The sequence below is a fragment of the Streptococcus oralis genome (genome assembly GCF_001588645.1).
Taxonomy (GTDB): Bacteria; Bacillota; Bacilli; order Lactobacillales; family Streptococcaceae; genus Streptococcus; species Streptococcus oralis_AB.
In genome coordinates, this window is the sequence record NZ_LAYF01000004.1 from 80,417 (window position 1) to 102,972 (window position 22,556).

Here is a 22,556-nt window from a genome sequence, read left to right on the forward strand (position 1 = left end):
TTGTGTGAATTTTCTTTATAGACTTACTATAACAATTTTGAAAAATTCTCCTCTACTTAAAAGAATACAACTATTGAAAAAACAAACAAGATATCCCGAATCAGGTGTCCATAAAAGGAGATTTCCCTTTGGATACATTTGGGAAAAAGGAAACGTGCACATAGAAAACCGACACTGATATAAAGGAAAATCGAGGAAATCACTAAGGGATTCCTCAAGAAAACCATCGTAGCTAGAACGGAAATGACGACTGTTTTCTTTTTATTTAGGCGATTTTCTATATCGCGAAAAATTTTATCAAAAGGTAAGAAAATCAATAGATCTACTCCTAGCAAGAAAAAGAAGGAGGGTAAAAAGAGGTCAACCAATTCCTGCTGCAATTTGCTAGTGGTTTGGATGCTTTCTGAGAGAACCAGACAGGTCGCCAGAAGATTGACTACTAAAAGGAGGCAATAAACCAGACTCACTTTCTTTCGAACATGTAAAATACTATGCCTAGACTGGTCTGCTGTATGGAAATAATTAATCCCAGCACACAGAACAGAAATTCCTACTATCAAAATCAAAAAATAAGCATTGCTCTGTTTTAAAGATAAAAAGGATTCTTTCCATAATAGACAACTACTAAAACTAATCTGGATGACTGCAATCAACAACAATAGGCGAATTGATTTTACCATTTCTTTTCCCTCCCTATATGGGATTATACCTTGTGAGGAGTTTGAAATGATAGCTTCCGCCTCAAGTGTCCATTTTTTGTGCTCAACTGACCAAAAAACAGCTCTCTTGTGCACAGAACTGTTCTTTTACCAGTCTAATCCTTAAACCAGAGAGCAATTTCACGTTTTGCAGAAGCTTCAGAATCGGAGCCGTGAACTACATTTTGAATGGCTTGATTGTCTCCTGCAGCCTTGGCAAAATCTCCTCGGATAGTTCCTGGCAGAGCTTCTTCTGGACGAGTAGCCCCCATCATGGTCCGCCAAGTTTCAATCACTTTCGGACCTGATAGAATGCCCACCACTACTGGTCCTGAGGTCATAAACTGACGGATAGGAGGATAAAAACTTTTTTCAACCAAGTCTTGATAGTGCTGGTCAATCAAATCTTCTGAAACTGCTGAACGCAACTCTAATTTTTCGATTTTGAAACCACGCTCCTCAATTCTTTTCAGAACCTGACCAACCAGCCCTCTTTTCACACCATCTGGCTTAATGATAAAGAATGTTTGTTCCATATGGACACCTCCTTGGCATTTTAGTTCTTCTATTCTACCATACTTTATGAAAAAGTGGGAAAATTTTCTGAAATAAAGCAAAGAGAACCTGTGGGTTCTCTTGTTTGCTTTTATTCTACTGTTTCTTCAACTTGGATTTCCACAACTTCCTCTACAGGAGCAAGTTCTGCCTCTTCTTGTTCTGGAGCCAGATATTCTGCTTCATTGATGGCTTGTGGTTCAAGGTTACGGTAGCGAGCCATACCAGTACCAGCTGGGATGATCTTACCGATGATAACATTTTCCTTGAGTCCAAGGAGATGGTCTTTCTTACCACGGATGGCCGCATCAGTAAGGACACGGGTTGTTTCCTGGAAGGAAGCCGCTGACAAGAAACTATTTGTTTCAAGTGAGGCTTTGGTGATTCCCATAAGAACTGGGCGACCAGTCGCTGGAACTCCACCTGCGATAAGAACATCCTTGTTAGCATCTGTAAAGTCGTTGATGTCCATGAGGGTACCCATAAGAAGGTCTGTGTCACCTGGATCCATGACACGAACTTTACGGATCATTTGACGAACCATTACCTCGATGTGTTTGTCACCGATTTCTACCCCTTGGCTACGGTAAACTTTTTGTACTTCACCGAGAAGGTAAGTTTCAACTGACAAGACATCACGAACAGCAAGGAGACGTTTTGGTTGGATAGAACCTTCTGTCAATGCCGCACCGCGAGAGACTTGGTCTCCAACTTCGACACGCATACGGGCTGTAAATGGAACCACGTACTCACCTTCGCCGGTTTCACCCTTAACAAAGACTTTCTTAGTACGAGTTGAAGCATCTTCTTCGATAGCTGTAACTTGCCCTTTGACTTCTGTGATGACCGCTTCCCCTTTAGGATTGCGGGCTTCAAAGATTTCTTGGACACGAGGAAGACCCTGAGTGATATCGGTATTTGAGGCAACTCCACCCGTGTGGAAGGTACGCATGGTAAGCTGTGTACCAGGTTCCCCGATAGATTGGGCAGCGATTGTACCAACTGCTTCACCAACTTCAACCGCATCACCAGTCGCCAAGTTGATACCGTAACAGTGACGGCAGACACCATGACGAGTGTTACATGTAAATACAGAGCGGATAGTCACTTCTTCCACACCAGCATTAACAATTTCACGCGCCTTGTCTTCTGTAATCAACTCATTTGGACCGATGATCACTGCACCAGTTTCTGGATGTTTAACAGTTTTCTTAGTGTAACGACCGTTGAGGCGTTCTTCGAGAGACTCGATCATCTCTTTTCCTTCTGCGATAGAACGGATCAAGAGACCACGGTCTGTTCCACAGTCGTCCTCACGGATGATAACGTCTTGGGCAACGTCAACCAAACGACGAGTCAAGTAACCTGAGTCGGCTGTCTTAAGGGCCGTATCGGTCATACCTTTACGGGCACCGTGAGTTGAGAAGAACATTTCGAGTACTGACAAACCTTCGCGGAAGTTTGAAAGGATTGGCAATTCCATGATACGTCCATTCGGAGCGGCCATCAGACCACGCATACCGGCAAGCTGTGAGAAGTTTGAGATGTTACCACGGGCTCCAGAGTCCATCATCATAACGATTGGGTTCTTAGGATCTTGGTTGGCAACCAAACGTTTCTCCAATTTTTCACGGGCTGCACGCCATTCAGCTGTAACAGCGTTGTAGCGCTCGTCGTCTGTGATCATACCACGACGGAATTGTTTGGTGATTTGTTCTACACGTTTGTGTGATTCTTCGATGATTTCAGCCTTGTCTTCAACAACTGGAATATCGGCAATACCCACTGTCAAACCTGCAAGAGTTGAGTGGTGGTATCCGAGATTCTTCATGCGGTCAAGTAGGGCAGAAGTTTCTGTCGTACGGAAACGTTTGAAGATTTCAGCGATGATATTTCCAAGATTTTTCTTCTTGAATGGAGGGTTGAGTTCAAGATTGCGAATGGCTTCCTTGATATCTCCACCTAGTGGCAAGAAGTATTTAGCTGGTACACCTTCTGTTAAGTTAGCATTTGTTGGTTCTTGCAAGTAAGGCAGACCCTCTGGCATGATGTCATTGAAGAGGATTTTACCAACTGTTGTCAGCAAGACCTTGTGTTTTTGTTCTTCAGTCCAAGGTTTGTTGAGGCTGTCTGTTGCAATACCAACACGTGAGTGGAGGTGAACATAACCATTACGATAAGCCATAACCGCTTCGTCACGGTCTTTGAAGACCATTCCTTCACCTTCACGACCAGCTTCTTCCATGGTCAAGTAGTAGTTACCCAAAACCATGTCCTGAGATGGAGTAACAACTGGTTTACCGTCTTTCGGGTTCAAGATGTGTTCAGCAGCTAGCATGAGGATACGAGCTTCTGCTTGGGCTTCTTCTGAAAGCGGTACGTGGATGGCCATTTGGTCCCCGTCAAAGTCGGCATTGTAGGCTTCACAGACAAGCGGGTGTAAGCGAAGGGCCTTACCATCAATCAAGACTGGCTCGAAGGCTTGGATACCCAAACGGTGAAGGGTCGGTGCGCGGTTCAAAAGAACTGGGTGTTCTTTGATCACTTCTTCGAGGATATCCCAGATACGTTCGTCTCCACGTTCCACCAAGCGTTTAGCTGCCTTAACGTTTTGCACGATGTCACGGGCAACGATTTCGCGCATGACGAATGGTTTAAAGAGCTCAATCGCCATTTCGCGTGGTACACCACATTGGTACATCTTAAGAGTTGGACCAACGGCGATAACGGAACGACCTGAGAAGTCAACACGTTTACCGAGCAAGTTTTGACGGAAACGTCCTTGTTTACCTTTAAGCATGTGGCTCAATGATTTGAGTGGACGGCTACCCGGTCCTGTGATTGGACGACCACGACGACCATTGTCAATCAAAGCATCAACCGCTTCTTGAAGCATACGCTTCTCATTTTGAACGATGATACCTGGTGCATTCAACTCAAGCAAACGAGCCAAACGGTTGTTACGGTTGATAACACGGCGGTAAAGGTCGTTCAAGTCAGATGAGGCAAAACGGCCACCATCCAACTGCAACATTGGACGAAGATCTGGTGGAATAACTGGAAGAATGTTGAGAATCATCCATTCAGGTTTATTTCCAGACTTGTAAAAGGCATCCAAAACATCCAAACGGCGGATGGCTTTGACACGTTTTTGTCCAGTAGCTGTTTTCAACTCTTCTTTGAGTTCAGCAATTTCTTTTTCAAGATCTACTTGTTTCAAAAGGTCTTGGATGGCTTCGGCACCCATCTTGGCAACGAATGATCCATAACCATACTCACGCAAGCGCTCACGGTATTCGCGCTCTGTCATGATAGACTTGTGCTCAAGTGGTGTATCCTTAGGATCAATCACCACATAAGCCGCAAAGTAGATCACTTCCTCGAGGGCACGAGGGCTCATATCAAGGGTCAAGCCCATACGACTTGGAATCCCCTTGAAATACCAGATGTGAGATACTGGAGCTTTCAACTCGATGTGCCCCATACGCTCACGACGAACTTTCGTACGCGTTACTTCAACCCCACAGCGGTCACAAACAATCCCTCTGTAACGAATGCGTTTGTACTTACCACAAGCACATTCCCAGTCTTTTGTAGGACCAAAGATGACTTCGTCAAAGAGTCCTTCACGTTCTGGTTTCAAGGTACGGTAATTGATTGTTTCAGGTTTTTTGACTTCTCCATAAGACCATGAACGGACTTTGCTTGGAGAAGCTAGGGTGATTTGCATACTTTTAAAACGATTTACATCAACCACTATTTCTTCCCTTTCTATTCTAAGTGAACTGCTTATTCTTGTTCAGCAGCTTCTTCTGTTGCTTCCGCTTTTGTTGCTTTCTCAGCTTCTTCAGCTTCAAAGGCTGCTTTAGCCTCTTGGGCCGCTTTTTCGCGGGCTTTTTCAAGGTCATCTACGTGGATGACATCTTCGTCCATTCCTTCATCCAAGTCACGAAGTTCCACTTCTTGGTCGTCTTCGTCAAGGACACGCATGTCAAGACCAAGAGATTGCAATTCTTTTACAAGAACTCGGAAGGATTCTGGAACACCTGGTTTTGGAATTGGTTTTCCTTTTGTAATGGCTTCATAAGCTTTCAAACGTCCGTTGATATCGTCAGACTTGTAAGTCAAGATTTCTTGGAGAACATTTGACGCACCGTAGGCTTCAAGAGCCCAAACCTCCATCTCACCGAAACGTTGTCCACCAAACTGAGCTTTACCTCCGAGTGGTTGTTGGGTAACGGTTGAGTATGGTCCGACTGAACGCGCGTGCAATTTATCATCAACCATGTGGTGGAGTTTGATCATGTACATGACACCAACTGATACACGGTTATCAAACGGCTCACCTGTACGTCCATCGTAAAGGATTGTCTTAGCATCGCTGTCCATACCTGCTTCTTTAACAGTGTCCCAAAGGTCTTCCGAACTTGCTCCGTCAAAGACTGGTGTTGCGATGTGGATACCAAGAGTACGGGCTGCCATACCAAGGTGGAGCTCCATAACCTGACCGATATTCATACGTGATGGTACCCCAAGCGGGTTCAACATGATGTCGACTGGAGTTCCGTCTGGAAGGTAAGGCATGTCTTCTACAGGAACGATACGAGAGACAACCCCTTTGTTTCCGTGACGTCCGGCCATCTTATCTCCAACCTTGATCTTACGTTTTTGAGCGATGTAGACGCGAACCAGCATGTTAACACCTGATTGCAACTCATCTCCATTTGCACGTGTAAAGATCTTAACATCACGAACGACACCATCGGCACCGTGAGGTACACGAAGAGAAGTGTCACGAACTTCACGAGACTTGTCTCCGAAGATAGCGTGCAAGAGACGTTCTTCAGCTGAAAGGTCTTTTTCACCCTTAGGTGTTACTTTACCTACAAGGATATCGCCTTCTTTAACCTCAGCACCGATACGGATAATTCCCATTTCGTCAAGGTCTTTAAGAGCATCTTCACCAACGTTTGGAATTTCACGAGTAATTTCTTCAGGCCCAAGCTTTGTATCGCGTGTTTCTGATTCATATTCTTCGAGGTGGACAGATGTGTAGACATCGTCTTTGACCAAGCGTTCGCTCATGATAACGGCATCCTCGAAGTTGTAACCTTCCCAAGTCATGTAGGCAACGATTGGGTTTTGTCCAAGCGCCATTTCACCTTTTTCCATAGAAGGTCCATCAGCGATAAAGTCGCCTTTTTCAACAACATCGCCGACTTTTACGAGCGTACGTTGGTTGTAGGCAGTACCTGAGTTAGAACGACGGAATTTTTGGATGTGGTAAACATCAAGTGAGTTATCTTCACGGCGTACTTCTACCTTGTCAGCATCAGCGTAAGTAACTTTACCACCATGCTGAGCAATCACAGCTGCACCTGAGTCATGAGCTGCTTGGTATTCCATACCAGTACCAACGTAAGGTGCTTTTGGATCAATCAAAGGCACAGCCTGACGTTGCATGTTGGCACCCATGAGGGCACGGTTGGAGTCATCGTTTTCCAAGAAAGGAATACATGCTGTCGCAACGGCAACTACTTGTTTTGGTGACACGTCCATGTAGTCAACCACTTCTGCTGGATACTCCTGGTTGACACCTTGGTGACGTCCCATGACAACTTTCTCAGCAAAAGTACCGTCTTCGTTGAGGCGAGAGTTAGCCTGCGCTACAGTAAATTCATCTTCTTCATCGGCTGTCAACCAAACGATTTCATTGGTCACAACACCTGTTTCACGGTCAACCTTACGGTATGGTGTTTGAACAAAGCCATACTTGTTCAAGTGTCCGTATGATGACAAGTTATTGATCAAACCGATGTTAGGTCCTTCAGGTGTCTCGATTGGACACATACGGCCATAGTGAGTATAGTGCACGTCACGTACTTCATATCCTGCACGGTCACGTGTCAAACCACCAGGTCCTAAGGCTGACAAACGGCGTTTGTGAGACAACTCAGAAAGCGGGTTGTGTTGGTCCATGAACTGTGACAACTGTGATGAACCAAAGAATTCTTTAACTGCAGCTGTTACAGGACGGATGTTGATGATTTGTTGTGGTGTTAAAACTTCATTGTCCTGAACAGACATACGTTCACGGACATTACGTTCCATACGAGAAAGTCCAAGACGTACTTGGTTGGCAAGCAATTCACCAACTGCACGGATACGACGGTTTCCAAGGTGGTCGATATCATCCACACGTCCGATACCTTCTGCCAAGTTAAGGAAGTAGCTCATCTCTGCAAGGATATCCGCAGGAGTTACAACACGAACCTTGTCGTCTGGATTGGCGTTTCCGATGATGGTTACAACACGGTCTGGATCCGTTGGGGCAACAACCTTGAATTTTTGAAGGACAACTGGTTCTGTCAAAACAGCTGCATCGTTCGGAATATAAACGATCTTGTTCAAGTCGCCATCCAAGTGACTCTCGATACTTTCGATCACGCTACGAGTCATAACGGTACCAGCTTCTACCAAGATTTCACCAGTTTCAGGGTCTACCAATGGCTCCGCAATGGTTTGGTTGAGCAAGCGTGTTTTAACGTTGAGTTTTTTATTGATCTTGTAACGACCAACAGCTGCCAAATCGTAGCGGCGTGGGTCAAAGAAACGTGCTACAAGCAAGCTACGTGAGCTTTCAGCAGTCTTAGGCTCACCTGGACGAAGGCGTTCGTAGATTTCTTTCAAGGCTTCGTCTGTACGAGAGTCCATTGGATTCTTGTGGATATCTTTTTCAATAGTGTTGCGAACCAATTCGCTGTCACCAAAGATATCAAAGATTTCATCATCACCAGAGAAACCAAGCGCACGAACCAAGGTCGTAAATGGAATCTTACGAGTACGGTCGATACGAGTATAAGCGATGTCTTTTGAGTCGCTTTCAAGTTCCAACCAAGCTCCACGGTTAGGGATAACAGTAGAACCGTAGCCCACTTTACCGTTCTTGTCTACTTTGTCATTAAAGTAAACACCTGGTGAGCGGACCAACTGAGAAACGATAATACGTTCACCACCATTGATGATGAAAGTACCCATTTCGGTCATGATTGGGAAATCACCAAAGAAGACTTCTTGGGTCTTGATTTCGCCTGTTTCTTTATTGATCAAGCGGAAGGTTACAAAAATGGGTGCTGAGTAGCTAGCATCGTGGATACGAGCTTCTTCTAGCGTGTATTTTGGTTCCTTGATTTCATAGCCAACAAATTCCAACTCCATCGTGTCTGTGAAGTTTGAAATTGGCAATACATCTTCAAATACTTCCTTAAGACCGTGATCTAGGAAATCTTTGAATGAATCCGTTTGAATTTCAATCAAATTTGGTAAGTCAAGAACTTCTTTGATTCTTGAAAAACTACGACGGGTACGATGTTTCCCGTATTGAACGTCATGTCCTGCCAAGATGATTCTCCTTTGTAAATAAATTCCAAGCCTTATCAATCAGGCTTTTCTAATCGTCATATGGTTTTTAAAACCCCTATCACCATGTCCCTTTGATAAATTTTCAGAATCTTTAAATCTTTGTTACAAGCACTCAAAAACCTGAAAAAAAGCACAAAAAGAGCAGCTAAATCTGACTTTTTCAGAAGATTTAACTGCTGTGAGCCTTGTCTGGACAATATTTCAGACAAAACCTACGACAAATGATTATTCATATTATACCTTATTTAGCTAGATTTTTCAAGGTTTTTTTACTATTTTTTAAACAATCTTTTCCTATATATTATTTTAAAATTTCAAGAGAATGAAGCATTCTATTTTCTCTTAAAAGCTAGGAAAACGCTTGCACTAATGTTTACCTCGTGCTATACTGTTAGGAAACAACTACACAAGGAGAATTGTGATGAAAAAGATCCCATCTCAAACTGAGAAAAAAATGATTTATGGTATCCGTTCCTTGAAGAACGGAACTGGTTCTGTCCTTATTGGTGCTAGCATTGTCTTGCTTTCTGCTACAATGCCAACTATTTCAGCCAACGAAAACCTTCCTCAAACTCAGGAAAATACTATCGCTGTGGCTAAGGCTCCTACTGAGACTGAAACGAGTCAAACTCAAACGGAAACGCCTATTTCTGAACAAAAGAATGCAAACGCTTCCCTGAACGCTAAAAAAGAAGCTCCATCTGTGGAAACTACTACCGCACCAGAAACACCTAAAACAGAAAATGCTACTACAAGCCAAGCTAACAGCAAGAGAGAGAAAGTAAATGCCAGCACTTCGACGCCAACATCAGATCAAAAACCACAAGCTGACACATCTTCTGAAGAGCCCATCGCAGACAACCACTTCCGCATCCATGTAAAAAAACTCCCTGAAGAAAACAAAGATTCTCAAGGTCTTTGGACTTGGGACGATGTTGAAAAACCGTCTGAAAACTGGCCCAATGGAGCCAAGTCCTTTAAGGATGCCAAGAAAGATGACTACGGTTATTACCTAGATGTCAAACTCAAAAATGTGCAAGCCAAGAAAGTCAGCTTCCTCATCAACAATACCAAGGGGGATAACCTGACGGGAGACCGTTCGGTAGAGCGCCTCTCTCCAAAAATGAATGAGGCCTGGCTAGATGAAAACTACAAGGTATACAATTATCGCCCTCAACCAGCAGGAACCATTCGTGTCAACTACTACCGTACCGACGGGAACTATGACAAAAAATCTCTCTGGTATTGGGGCGATGTCAAGAACCCAAGCAGTGGAGAATGGCCTGACGGTACTGACTTTACCGCAACTGGAAAACATGGCCGTTACATTGATATCCCACTCAATGAAGCTGCGAGAGAATTTGGATTTTTATTACTAGACGAAAGCAAGAAAGGCGATGATGTGAAAATCCGAAAAGAGGATTACAAATTCACGGATCTAAAAAATCACAGTCAGATTTTCCTCAAGGATGATGACGAAACCATCTACACTAACCCCTACTATGTCCATGATATCCGTATGACTGGAGCCCAACATGTGGCTAAATCTCGTATCGAAAGCAGTTTTTCTACCCTAGTTGGAGCTAAGAAAGACGATATCCTCAAACACTCCAGCATCACTGATTACCAAGGGAATAAAGTAGCTATCACAGACGTGGAAGTGGATGAGGCAGGTAAAAAAGCGACCTATATCGGCGACTTCTCTGACACTCAACACCCGTACACTGTCAGCTACAATTCAGACCGCTTTACCACACGTTCAAGCTGGCGCCTCAAGGATGAGTCCTACAGTTACGACGGTCCACTCGGCGCAACTCTAAAAGAAGATGGCAAGCGTGTTGATCTCACCCTCTGGTCTCCAAGTGCTGATAAGGTTTCCGTTGTTGTCTATGACAAGAAGGACCCTGAAAAGGTAGTTGGAACTATCGCCCTTGAAAAAGGAGAAAAAGGAACCTGGAAACAAACTCTGGATGCAAACTCTGGTCTCGGTATCAGCAACTACACTGGCTACTACTACCACTACCAAATCGAGCGCCAAGGCAAAACCGTTCTCGTTCTTGATCCTTATGCCAAATCACTAGCGGCTTGGAACAGTGACCTAGCAAAAACAGATGCCGCTCATAAGGTCGCTAAAGCTGCCTTTGTCGATCCAGCGAAGTTAGGTCCGCAAGACTTGACCTATGGAAAGATTCGTAATTTCAAATCGCGCGAAGATGCTGTCATCTATGAAGCCCATGTTCGTGACTTCACCTCAGATCCTGCCATCGCAAAAGACTTGACCAAGCCATTTGGTACCTTTGAAGCCTTTATCGAAAAACTAGACTATCTCAAAGACTTGGGTGTGACTCATATCCAGCTCCTTCCAGTCTTGTCTTACTACTTTGTCAATGAATTGAAAAACCATGAACGTTTGTCTGCCTACGCTTCAAGCAACAGCAACTACAACTGGGGATATGACCCTCAAAACTACTTCTCCTTGACTGGTATGTACTCAAGCGATCCTAAGGATCCAGAAAAACGTATCGCAGAATTCAAAAATCTCATCAACGAAATCCACAAACGTGGCATGGGGGCTATCCTGGACGTGGTCTACAACCATACTGCAAATGTTGATATTTTTGAAGATATTGAGCCAAACTACTATCACTTTATGGATGCAGACGGAACTCCACGTACTAGCTTCGGAGGCGGCCGTTTGGGAACTACCCACTACATGTCTAAACGTGTCTTGGTAGACTCCATCAAGTATCTGGTTGAAACCTACAAAGTAGATGGTTTCCGCTTTGATATGATGGGTGACCACGATGCGGCTTCTATCGAAGAAGCTTACAAGGCTGCACGCGCCCTCAATCCAAATCTTATCATGCTAGGTGAAGGCTGGAGAACCTATACTGGTGATGAAAATACGCCTGTACAACCTGCTGACCAAGATTGGATGAAGAAAACAGATACTGTCGCTGTCTTTTCAGACGACATCCGCAACAACCTCAAGTCTGGCTATCCAAACGAAGGCCAACCTGCCTTTATCACAGGTGGCAAACGCGATATCAATACCATCTTTAAAAATCTCATTGCCCAACCAACCAACTTTGAAGCAGACAACCCTGGAGATGTTATCCAGTATATCGCAGCCCATGATAACTTGACCCTCTTTGACATCATTGCCCAGTCTATCAAAAAAGACCCAAGCAAGGCTGAAAACTACGCTGAGATCCATCGTCGTTTGCGACTTGGAAACCTCATGGTCTTGACTGCTCAAGGAACTCCGTTTATCCACTCTGGGCAGGAATATGGACGTACCAAACAATTCCTTGATCCAGCCTATAAGACTCCTGTTCCTGAAGATAAGGTTCCAAACAAGTCTCACTTGTTGCGTGACAAGGACGGCAAGCCATTTGTCTATCCTTACTTTATCCATGACTCTTACGACTCTAGTGATGCTGTCAACAAATTCGATTGGACCAAGGCAACAGATGGCAAAGCCTTCCCTGAAAATGTCAAGAGCCGTAACTATATGAAAGGATTGATCGCTCTTCGTCAATCTACAGACGCCTTCCGACTCAAGAGTCTGCCAGACATCAAAGAGCGCGTCCACCTCATTACTGTTCCAGGACAAAATGGCGTTGAAAAAGAAGATGTGACCATCGGCTACCAAATCACTGCTCCAAACGGTGATGTCTACGCTGTCTTTGTCAATGCAGATGATAAGGCTCGTGAATTTACTCTAGGAACTGCCTTTGCCCACTTGAGAAAAGCTGAAGTCCTGGCAGATGAAAATCAAGCTGGACCAGTAGGAATCGCTAAACCTCAAGGTCTCGAATGGACTGAAAAAGGCTTGAAATTGAACGCTCTCACTGCCGTTGTTCTCCGCTTGTCTCAAGGTGGTGCTATTGTCGCCCCAGCTGTGGAAGAAAAACCAGAATTTGATCTTTCTAGCTTGGAAGTTGAATCAGAACAAGACCAAGCCCAAAACCTAGTAGCAAATCCTGACTCTCAAGAAACTGCTACAGAGACTCTTTCTCAGAAGGTCCTTCCAAACACAGGTACTGAGAACAAATCCCTTCTTGCCCTTGCTGGATTCAGCATCCTTGCCCTTCTCGGACTTGGATGGTTGATAAAAAACAAGAAAGAGAACTGATACTCAATGAAAATCAAAGAGTAAACTAGAAAGCTAGCTACAGGCTGCTCAAAGCTGTGCTTTGAGCTTGTAGAGAAGGCGAAGCTGACCTGGTTTGAAGAGGTTTTCAAAGAATATAACCTAGCCCTCCTATAGAGAAAACACCCCATGGTCAGAAGAATCTTCTAGTCATGGGGTGTTGTTTTTTATATTTATCAATCGTTAGCCAGCGTAATCGGGAAGGGATTTTCAAAACCTATGAATTACTCAACTGTCAGTTCCTTATCGTTCAAAGTTAACTTCGAGTTTTCTGTCAATTCTGTTTGTTCAAAAGTGTAAATCGTCTCACCCTTTGTATCAATCATGTACCAGGCTTGGTCTTTACGGACAACCAGGGCAAGCTCCGTACTATTTGTGTCCTCATTTTTGACAGACAAAGGAAAGGCCTTGTCCACACCTTCCAGAGCTACTTTATTCCCTGTTTTTAATTCTACTAGGTAGTGTACTCCATCCTTGGTACCAAAACTGTAGTCCGCATTAATCTTTGTGTGGCTATCGTAGTCTTTCATTTGAATGGAAGTTCTATCTATACCTTCAAACGCCTTTTTAAAGTGTTCTTTCTGCTCTTCAGCTTTCTTTTGTTCTTGAGACTGAACCGTCTCTTGCACCGCAGCAATCCGTTCCAGGTTTTGCTTTTTCGCTTGTCTCTGCTGATGGATCAAGATCGTACGTATCAAGTAAGAACTAGACAAGACGATACCAACCAGCATAGCAATAATACTTTTTTTCTTCTTCATTTTCTTCTCCTTATAAAAAATTAAAGGCGAGCAAAAATACTCCTCACTCAAGTATACCAAGAGAGAGCAAAAAAGTCTAGATGAACTAGACTTTCTTAGCTTATTCTACTGTTACTGACTTAGCAAGGTTACGTGGTTTGTCCACATCAAGGCCACGGTGGAGTGTTGCAAAGTAAGCGACCAATTGCGTTGGTACGACCATTGAGATTGGTGAAAGGTATGGGTGTACAGTCGTAAGGACGATATCGTCTGTGTCTTTAGCAACATTTTCCTCTGCGATAGTGAGAACCTTGGCACCACGGGCTGCGACCTCTTGGATATTTCCACGAGTGTGGTTAGCAAGGACTGGAGCTGACAAGAGGGCCAAGACAGGCGTTCCTTCTTCAATCAAGGCAATGGTTCCATGCTTGAGTTCTCCTGCCGCAAAGCCTTCACATTGGATGTAAGAAATCTCTTTGAGTTTGAGACTGGCTTCCATAGCTACGTAGTAATCTTGACCACGTCCAATGTAAAAAGCGTTACGAGTTGTTTCAAGAAGGTCACGAACCTTGGCATCAATGGTTTCTTTCTCTGAAAGGGTTGATTCGATAGACTGAGCTACGATTGACAACTCATGAACCAGGTCAAAGGCTTGCGCTTTGGCATTGCCGTTTGCTTCTCCGACTGCTTTTGCAAGGAAGGCAAGAGCTGCGATTTGTGCTGTGTAGGCCTTGGTTGATGCCACGGCAATTTCAGGACCCGCGTGAAGGAGCATTGTATGGTTGGCTTCACGTGAAAGAGTTGAGCCTGGAACGTTTGTCACTGTCAAGCTTGGAATCCCCATTTCATTAGCCTTAACCAAAACCTGACGGCTATCAGCTGTTTCACCAGACTGGCTGATAAAGATAAAGAGTGGTTTCTTGCTGAGAAGTGGCATACCATAGCCCCACTCAGATGAGATTCCAAGTTCAACAGGTGTATCTGTCAATTCTTCCAGCATTTTCTTAGAAGCAAATCCTGCGTGGTACGATGTTCCAGCTGCAAGGATGTAAATGCGGTCTGCATCTTGAACAGCCTTAATGATAGCAGGGTCAACCACTACTTGACCTGCCTCATCTGTGTAGGCTTGGATGAGTTTACGCATCACCGTTGGTTGCTCATCAATTTCCTTGAGCATGTAGTAAGGATAAGTCCCCTTACCGATATCTGACAAGTCAAGCTCCGCAGTATAGCTAGCACGTTCACGGCGATTGCCATCATAGTCTTGAACTTCAACACTATCAGCCTTGACGATTACCAACTCTTGGTCATGAATTTCCATGTATTGGTTGGTTTCACGAATCATGGCCATAGCATCTGAGCAGACCATGTTATAACCTTCCCCAAGACCAATCAAAAGTGGCGATTTGTTCTTAGCGACATAGATGACTTCAGGATCTTGTGAATCAATCAAGGCAAAGGCATAAGACCCACGGATGATGTGAAGGGCTTTTTTGAAGGCTTCAAGAACTGACAAACCATCTTCTTCTGCAAATTTCCCAATCAAGTGAACAGCGATTTCCGTATCGGTTTGCCCCTTGAAGTGATGACCTGCAAGGTATTCTTCCTTGATTTCAAGGTAGTTTTCAATCACTCCATTGTGCACCAAGACAAAACGTCCTGTCTCAGAGCGGTGTGGGTGAGCATTATCTTCCGTTGGTTTCCCGTGAGTCGCCCAACGCGTATGTCCGATACCAGTTGTTCCCTCAACGCCAGCTGTCTTAGCAGACAATTCTGCGATACGACCGACAGCCTTAACTAGATGATTTTCAGCACCACCTAGGACAAAAATCCCCGCAGAATCATAGCCACGGTATTCGAGCTTTTCAAGCCCTTGAATCAAAATATCAGTTGCATTTGTGTTTCCAACAACACCAACAATTCCACACATAGTATATACGACACAGACCAGCTGTGCTTTCCCCTTAAATTGGTATAGTCTGATTTCCCTTTTACAGAATCAGCAAAAACAGTATATACTTGTTTTTCTTACTTGTCAAGAATAAAAATTGGTATAGTTTTTCTATCTGGTATTTTATCAAGATTTCACTTGATACCTGACAAGTCAGCATCAATTACTTATAATGAATAGAGGAGGTATTTGCCATGTGGTTTTTCTTCGCACTTTTATCAGCTATCTTTGCAGCCTTAACGTCAATCTTAGCCAAGATTGGGATTGAGGGAGTTCCATCCAATCTAGCAACCGCTATTCGTACGGTCGTCGTCATTCTTATGGCCTGGGCCATGGTTTTCTTGACCAATAGTCAGACCGAAATTGTCATTATCAGTAGAAAAAGTTGGCTCTCTCATCTTATCTGGCTTGGCCACTGGCGCCTCCTGGCTCTGCTACTACAAGGCCTTGCAGCTGGGCAATGCGACTGAAGTATCTGCTGTCGATAAATTCAGTCTCGTCCTTACCCTCGTTCTAGCCTTTTTCTTCCTACAGGATGTCCTGACGTTTAAAACAATTATTGGCTGTATCCTGATTACGATCGGAACCTTGGTGATGATATTGTAATAAAAAGTGAGATGAACACCATCTCACTCTTTTTATTCTTAAAATCCATTATGGTCGCTGAGTTCTTTGAACCAGTGGCCTGATTTCTTCAGGCGACGTTCCTGTGTTTCCAAGTCAAGCTCCACTAGACCGTAGCGGTTTTTATAACTGTTGAGCCATGACCAACAGTCGATAAAGGTCCAAATCAAGTAGCCCTTACAATTGGCTCCGTCTTCAATCGCACGATGGAGTTCACGAAGATGCCCTTTGACAAAGTCGATACGATAGTCGTCCTGAATCATGCCATTCACACGGAATTTATCTTCACCTTCGACACCCATTCCATTTTCCGTCAACATCCACTCGATATTGCCATAGTTTTCCTTGATGTTTTGAGCGATATCATAAATCCCCTGCTCGTAGATTTCCCAACCGCGGTGAGGATTGATTTTACGGCCCGGCATGATATAAGGCTCGTAAAAATGTTCAGGCAAGTGGGGACTATCTGGATGCTTGGCAAAACGCGGCGCCATAACACGCAAAGGTTGGTAGTAGTTGACTCCAAGGAAATCAACTATGTTCTCGCGAATGAGTTCTAACTCTTCAACAGTGTACTCTGGCAGCAAATCATGTTCAGACAAGATTTCTACTAATTCTTCTGGATAAGCTCCCAAGACAGACGGGTCTAGGAAAGATTGGGCTTGGAAGAGATCGGCAATGCGAGCTGCCTTGACATCAGCAGGATGCTGGCTGCGTGGATAAGCCGGTGTCAAGTTAAGGACAATCCCAATCTTGGAATCAGGCAAAATCTCATGACAAGCCTTAACCGCAAGACTACTAGCCAGTTGCGTATGATAGGCAACCTTAACCGCTGCTTTGGCATCCACCTTGTGAGGATAGTGGGCATCGTAAAAATAGCCAAACTCTACAGGTACGATGGGCTCGTTAAAGGTAATCCATTGGTCCACCAAGTCGCCGTAAGTTTCAAAACAAAAACGAGCATAGTCTTCATAAGCCTTGACAGTTGCCTTATTTTCCCAACCATCGCCGTCTTCTTGGAGGGCAAAAGGCAGGTCGAAGTGATAGAGATTGACTAAGAGACGAATCCCTTTGGCCTTAATAGCTTCAAAAACCTGACGGTAGAAAGTCACCCCTTGAGGATTGACTTCTCCACAACCTTGCGGGAAAATACGAGACCACTGGATAGAAGTACGAAAGGCTGTATGCCCAGTCTCTACCAAAAGCTCAATGTCCTTTTCCCAGTTTTCATAAAAAGTCGATGTTTTATCAGGTCCAATTCCATTGTAGTAGCGATTGGGTTCCACCTGATACCAATAATCCCAGAGATTATCTCCTTTACCATCACCAAGCACTCGTCCTTCTGTCTGTGGTCCAGAAGTGGAGGAACCCCAAACAAAATCCTTTGGAAATTTTAGCATACCTTTACCTCTTCATTTACTCATTTTCCCCATTATATAGAAAAAACAAGGTAAAAACTAGTTACATTTTTGCCTTGTTTTTCTTCTGATTATAGTTTTTATTTCTTGCCGAGGATTTCAAGCGTTTCGAGCAAGTTGTCTGCGTGAACTTCGATTGTGTCACCAGTTGCCTTGATCTTAACTTCTACGATGCCATCAGCTACTTTTTTCCCAACAGTGATACGGATTGGCAGACCAATCAAGTCGCTATCGCTGAATTTAACCCCGACACGTTCGTTACGGTCATCTGTCAAGACTTCGTAGCCAGCGTCTGTCAAGTTGGCTTCCAATTTTTCTGTTAAGGCTTGCGCTTCTTCATCTTTAACATTGACAGTAATCAAATGCACATCAAATGGTGCCAATTCTTTAGGGAAGTTAACTCCCCAAGCGTAACGGTATTCACCTTTTGGCGTTTTGTTAACAAAGAGGCGGGCGTGTTGCTCCATAACCGCAGAAAGGAGACGGCTAACACCGATACCGTAACATCCCATGATGATTGGCACAGCACGGCCATTTTCATCCAAAACATCTGCACCCATGCTTGCTGAGTAGCGAGTTCCGAGTTTGAAAATATGACCGATCTCAATACCACGGGCGAAGTTAAGAACCCCTTGTCCGTCTGGTGAAATTTCACCCTCACGAACTTCGCGAATATCCACGTATTCTGCAGTGAAATCACGACCTGGGTTCACACCCGTCAAGTGGTAACCATCTTCGTTGGCCCCCACAACAGCATTGCGAACATCTTGTACCTTACGGTCCGCAATGATTTTCACATTTTCTGGCAAACCAACTGGACCAAGTGAACCAAATCCTGCTGGGATAACACTTGCTACTTCTTCTTCGCTCGCAACATCAAAGAAATCTGAACCCAAGTGGTTTTTCAACTTGACTTCATTGAGTTGGTCATTTCCAACTAGAAGGGCTGCAACAAGCTCACCATCTGCCATGTAGAAGAGAGTTTTAATCGTTTGCTCTTCTGGCACATTAAGGAAGGCTGCAACTTCATCGATGGATTTAACACCTGGAGTTTCCACTCGAGTCACTTCTTCTTCCGCAACGACACGGTTGCTTGGCTTGTACTCGTTTGTTGCCATTTCTAAGTTAGCCGCATAGCTAGACTCACTTGAGTAGGCAATAGTGTCTTCACCAGAAACCATCCATTTGAGCAATTCTGCCTTGATTTCTTCTTGCACTTCTGCAGGAATTTCATCAAATGAGGCAACTGACTTATCTAAGACAACCCAGCGGTCGAGGTCTGTACGGGCTGGTGTAATGGCCATAAATTCTTGGCTATCCTTACCACCCATAGCGCCACCATCACCAATGATGGCCTTGAAGTCCAAGCCACTACGAGTGAAAATTCGTTCATAGGCCGCTTTGTACTCGTCATAAGTCACATCCAAACTATCATAGTTGGCATGGAAACTATAACCGTCTTTCATGATAAATTCACGCGTACGGAGAAGTCCGTTACGTGGACGTTTTTCATCACGGTATTTCGGTTGGATTTGGTAAAGGTTAAGTGGCAATTGCTTGTAAGATTTCACAGAGTCACGAACAATAGCTGTAAAAGTTTCTTCGTGTGTCGGACCTAGGATAAAGTCTGACTTTTCACGGTTTTTCAATTTATAAAGGTCTTCACCATAGGTTTCATAACGACCTGATTCACGCCAAAGATCGGCACTGAGAAGGGCAGGCGCTAGCATTTCCACCGCACCAATCTTATCAAACTCTTGGCGCATGATATTCTTAGCCTTTTCAATCACACGGTTAGCGAGTGGCAGGTAAGAATAAACACCGGCAGAAACTTGACGGACATAACCAGCACGCAACATAAGGGCGTGGCTGATAACTTGAGCATCGCTTGGCATTTCGCGAAGCGTTGGGATTAGCATTTTACTTTGTTTCATAATATTCCTCGATTATCTAAAAGAAGAGTCGCATAACGTCATTCCAGGTCACAGCTAGCATCAAGACAACCATGATAACTACACCAGCCATGGTGACATAGGTTTCAATTTCTTGTTTAAGGGGTTTCCGACGGACAGCCTCTAGGATATTGAGCACAATCTTTCCACCATCCAAAGCCGGGATAGGAATCAAGTTAAAAATTCCGATATTGATGGAAATCATAGCTAGGAAGTAGAGGACATTCTCAAGACCATTTTTAGCAGCATCGCTACTTGCCTTAAAAATGGCAACGGGACCGCCGAGTTTGTTCAAATCTGGATGGAAAATCAAGTTTTTCAGAGCCGAAAGGATGCGGAGCCCAGAGTCAGCAGCTGCCGTAAATCCACCAACAAACATGGATAGAAAGTCTGACTTGACCCCCGGTTGAACTCCGAGAATATAGCGTCCTTGATTTTCTTCTGGAGTCACAGTAACTTGCTTTTCACTACCATTTTCAGAAATGGTCACATCTAAGGTCGGGGCTGTCTTGTCCTTGGTATCTGCTTCCACAGCCTGGGTCAAGTCTTGCCAATTCTTAACCTCATGCGAGCCGACCTTGGTGATTTGAGCTGTCTCAGCTACGCCCACCTTAGCCAAAGCTCCCTCTGGCATGACATGAAAGAGATTGGTCTGAGTATCTCTAACACCGCCTTGCAAAAAGATCAAGATCCAAAAAACAACAACACCTAAGATAAAGTTATTCATAGGACCTGCAAAGTTGGTGATGAGCTTGCCCCAGATAGAAGCATTTTGATACTGTACATCCAAAGGAGCAATGCGCACTTCGGTTCCATCTTCTTCAACAACCGTTGCATCATGATCCACTGCAAAAGTCTTTTCTTCTTCCAGGACCAAACCCTTAATAAAGAGCTTGTCTTCAAAGTCAAACTGGGTTACCTGCATAGGAAGAGCCGTTTGATCCAGTTTCTTCCCTGAGAGGTTGATCCGTTTGACCTTACCATCGTCAGCAAGTGTTAAACTGACCGGAGTTCCTGTCTTGATTTCTGTCGTATCATCACCCCAGCCAGCCATACGAACATAGCCTCCTAGAGGAAGGATTCGAATGGTATAAGCAGTGCCATCCTTACCGATATGGGAAAAAATCTTGGGCCCCATACCAATGGCAAATTCACGAACTAAAATGCCTGATTTCTTGGCAAAATAAAAATGTCCAAACTCATGCACCACCACAATAATCCCAAAAACGAGGATAAAGGTTAGCAATCCAATCATTCAATATTCCTTTCTTTAAAACAGGCCGAATAAGTGCATCATTGGAAACACAATCAGCATGCTGTCAAAGCGATCCAACACACCGCCATGTCCAGGGATAAATTTTCCAGAATCCTTGACACCGAAATGGCGTTTCATAGCACTCTCAATCAAGTCACCAAACTGACCTGCCACACTGAAGAAGGCAGCAAAGAGACTCATTCTATAAATCCCATAAGGAAGAGCAACTGTGCTGTCCACTAACATGAAAATCACTGTTATCAGTACCGCACCTAGAATGCCCCCGACAAAGCCCTCAATACTCTTATTAGGAGAAACTCTCGGAGCCAATTTATGCCTACCAAAATTCATCCCTGTCAGGTAAGCTGCGCTATCTGTCGCCCAAACGATAAAAAGGGCCAAAAGTACCTTGTCAAAACCTGCCACCCGAGCATCTAGTAAGGCATTGAAGCCAAAACCAACATAAAAACTCACAGCAATTGGGAAAGCGGCATCTTCAATCGTATAGTTTTTACTGAAAACGGTCGTCCCTAGCATTATTGTAATCAAAACACTGTAGGCAACCACATTCCCATCAACAGGCAAAAAAGTTAGGTAATTTTCTAAAGGGACTGTGAGAGCGAATGTCGCAAAAAGAGTCAAAGCGCCCTCAATGGTCATAGTCTTTAGTCCCTTCATGTGCAAGAGTTCATGGACGCCTAGCATTGCTAACAAGCCAATCCCTATCTGCAACAGGAGCCCACCCGCAAATAAGACTGGAAGGAAAATCGCCAGGGCCAATACCGCAAACAATGTTCTCTTTTGTAAATCCTTGGTCATATCTTCTCCTAAACTCCTCCAAAACGGCGATTGCGATGGTTAAAAGCAGCAATAGCTTCCTGCAAGGCGGCTTCATCAAAATCAGGCCACAAGGTATCCGTAAAGTAAAGCTCGCTATAGGCTGCTTGCCATGGCAAGAAATTACTCAAACGCAACTCACCACTCGTACGGATAATCAAATCAGGATCCCGCAAATCCTTTGGCAGGTGTTGCGTAAAAAGATAGTCCCCAATCATATCTTCTGTGATGTCACCAGGGTTGATTTTAGCATCTAGAACATCTTGAGCCAAGCCCTTAAGAGCCTGCGTAATTTCAGCACGGCCACCATAGTTAAGCGCAAAATTGAGAATCAAACCCGTATTGTTCTTGGTCAACTCCTCTGCTTTTTTCAAAGCTTCAAAAGTCGGCTTAGGCAGACGGTCTGTCTCCCCAATCATCTGAATCTTAACATTATTTGCGTGCAATTCAGGGACATAGTTATCATAAAATTCGACTGGCAAGTTCATGATAAACTTGACTTCTTGATCTGGGCGTGTCCAATTTTCCGTCGAAAAGGCATAGACTGTGATAACCTTAACTCCCATCTTGTTAGCTGCCTTGGTTACCTTTTGGAGGGCTTCCATTCCCGCCTTATGACCAAAAACCCGTGGTTGCATCCGTTTTTTAGCCCAACGGCCATTCCCATCCATGATGATGCCAATATGAGCAGGAACCTGTGTTGGAACCTCGACTTCTACAGCTTTATCTTTCTTAAAAAATCCAAACATGATCTTATTCCTATTCAAAAATCTATCGTTTCATTATACCATATTTCCCTATTTTCTTCTATTGCTAAGTTATTAGCTCTCCGTAAAGACAAAAAATAAGCCGCCTGATTGGGCGACTTAATTTTATAGGGAGATTATTATGAAAAAGTTTTAGGAGTTTAAGTTAAGTTCCTCTTAACTTATGAACCTAGTATACCGTCCC

At 44.1% G+C, this 22,556-nt stretch carries 12 protein-coding genes and 1 pseudogene; 2 read left to right on the plus strand and 11 right to left on the minus strand.

All coding sequences use genetic code 11. The features are described 5' to 3' along the window. Positions 1-56 precede the first annotated feature (56 nt). The 4 genes from A0739_RS10610 to rpoB all read right to left on the minus strand — a co-directional run bounded on the left by A0739_RS10610 (position 57) and on the right by rpoB (position 8,654). Entirely contained in the window at positions 57-680 is a 624-nt protein-coding gene (locus A0739_RS10610; RefSeq protein ID WP_061587275.1) for a hypothetical protein, read from the minus strand. A 134-nt stretch (positions 681-814) separates the two neighbouring features. Continuing rightward, positions 815-1,234 (minus strand): nucleoside-diphosphate kinase, encoded by a 420-nt coding sequence (gene ndk / locus A0739_RS04230; RefSeq protein ID WP_049489472.1) that lies wholly within the window; start codon positions 1,232-1,234, stop codon positions 815-817. A 110-nt stretch (positions 1,235-1,344) separates the two neighbouring features. Next, entirely contained in the window at positions 1,345-5,010 is a 3,666-nt protein-coding gene (gene rpoC / locus A0739_RS04235; RefSeq protein ID WP_049489471.1) for a DNA-directed RNA polymerase subunit beta', read from the minus strand. A 32-nt stretch (positions 5,011-5,042) separates the two neighbouring features. Beyond that, positions 5,043-8,654 carry a DNA-directed RNA polymerase subunit beta gene (rpoB, locus tag A0739_RS04240; protein ID WP_061587177.1) on the minus strand — a complete coding sequence of 1,204 codons (3,612 nt, stop codon included), beginning with the start codon at positions 8,652-8,654 and terminating at the stop codon, positions 5,043-5,045. Between the two features lie 442 nt (positions 8,655-9,096). On the opposite strand from rpoB, the gene A0739_RS04245 reads away from it, so the two are divergent. Continuing rightward, a complete protein-coding gene (locus tag A0739_RS04245) occupies positions 9,097-12,813 on the plus strand; it encodes a pullulanase (RefSeq protein WP_061587178.1) in 3,717 nt (1,238 codons plus the stop codon). 242 nt (positions 12,814-13,055) lie between these two features. On the opposite strand, the gene A0739_RS04250 is transcribed toward A0739_RS04245, so the two are convergent. Together A0739_RS04250 and glmS are read right to left on the minus strand one after the other, a co-directional pair. Then, entirely contained in the window at positions 13,056-13,589 is a 534-nt protein-coding gene (locus A0739_RS04250) for a hypothetical protein (RefSeq protein WP_061587179.1), read from the minus strand. 100 nt (positions 13,590-13,689) lie between these two features. After that, a complete protein-coding gene (gene glmS / locus A0739_RS04255; protein WP_061587180.1) occupies positions 13,690-15,498 on the minus strand; it encodes a glutamine--fructose-6-phosphate transaminase (isomerizing) in 1,809 nt (602 codons plus the stop codon). Positions 15,499-15,713: 215 nt separating this feature from the next. Here glmS and A0739_RS04260 point away from each other — a divergent pair. Further along, a pseudogene (locus A0739_RS04260) lies at positions 15,714-16,125 on the plus strand (EamA family transporter). A gap of 38 nt (positions 16,126-16,163) precedes the next feature. Here the strand turns inward: A0739_RS04260 and A0739_RS04265 are convergent. The 5 genes from A0739_RS04265 to A0739_RS04285 form a co-directional block, all read right to left on the minus strand. Then, positions 16,164-17,543 (minus strand): glycoside hydrolase family 1 protein, encoded by a 1,380-nt coding sequence (locus A0739_RS04265; RefSeq protein ID WP_061587181.1) that lies wholly within the window; start codon positions 17,541-17,543, stop codon positions 16,164-16,166. A gap of 98 nt (positions 17,544-17,641) precedes the next feature. Beyond that, complete coding sequence (locus A0739_RS04270; RefSeq protein ID WP_061587182.1) at positions 17,642-19,495, minus strand: proline--tRNA ligase; 1,854 nt, start codon at positions 19,493-19,495, stop codon at positions 17,642-17,644. Positions 19,496-19,511: 16 nt separating this feature from the next. Next, on the minus strand, positions 19,512-20,768 hold the full coding sequence (rseP, locus tag A0739_RS04275) for an RIP metalloprotease RseP (protein ID WP_061587183.1): 1,257 nt from the start codon (positions 20,766-20,768) through the stop codon (positions 19,512-19,514). A gap of 15 nt (positions 20,769-20,783) precedes the next feature. Next, positions 20,784-21,587 carry a phosphatidate cytidylyltransferase gene (locus tag A0739_RS04280; RefSeq protein WP_049477447.1) on the minus strand — a complete coding sequence of 268 codons (804 nt, stop codon included), beginning with the start codon at positions 21,585-21,587 and terminating at the stop codon, positions 20,784-20,786. Positions 21,588-21,595: 8 nt separating this feature from the next. Beyond that, positions 21,596-22,354: an isoprenyl transferase gene (locus A0739_RS04285; protein ID WP_000466705.1), complete on the minus strand. Its 759-nt coding sequence runs from the start codon at positions 22,352-22,354 to the stop codon at positions 21,596-21,598. Positions 22,355-22,556 lie beyond the last annotated feature (202 nt).

Coding starts and splice junctions, on each gene's coding strand:
- A0739_RS10610 (WP_061587275.1), bottom strand. CDS start 680: ATGGTAAAATCAATTCGCCTATTGTTGTTGATTGCAGTCATCCAGATT.
- ndk (WP_049489472.1), bottom strand. CDS start 1,234: ATGGAACAAACATTCTTTATCATTAAGCCAGATGGTGTGAAAAGAGGG.
- A0739_RS04245 (WP_061587178.1), top strand. CDS start 9,097: ATGAAAAAGATCCCATCTCAAACTGAGAAAAAAATGATTTATGGTATC.
- A0739_RS04250 (WP_061587179.1), bottom strand. CDS start 13,589: ATGAAGAAGAAAAAAAGTATTATTGCTATGCTGGTTGGTATCGTCTTG.
- glmS (WP_061587180.1), bottom strand. CDS start 15,498: ATGTGTGGAATTGTTGGTGTTGTTGGAAACACAAATGCAACTGATATT.
- A0739_RS04265 (WP_061587181.1), bottom strand. CDS start 17,543: ATGCTAAAATTTCCAAAGGATTTTGTTTGGGGTTCCTCCACTTCTGGA.
- A0739_RS04270 (WP_061587182.1), bottom strand. CDS start 19,495: ATGAAACAAAGTAAAATGCTAATCCCAACGCTTCGCGAAATGCCAAGC.
- rseP (WP_061587183.1), bottom strand. CDS start 20,768: ATGATTGGATTGCTAACCTTTATCCTCGTTTTTGGGATTATTGTGGTG.
- A0739_RS04280 (WP_049477447.1), bottom strand. CDS start 21,587: ATGACCAAGGATTTACAAAAGAGAACATTGTTTGCGGTATTGGCCCTG.
- A0739_RS04285 (WP_000466705.1), bottom strand. CDS start 22,354: ATGTTTGGATTTTTTAAGAAAGATAAAGCTGTAGAAGTCGAGGTTCCA.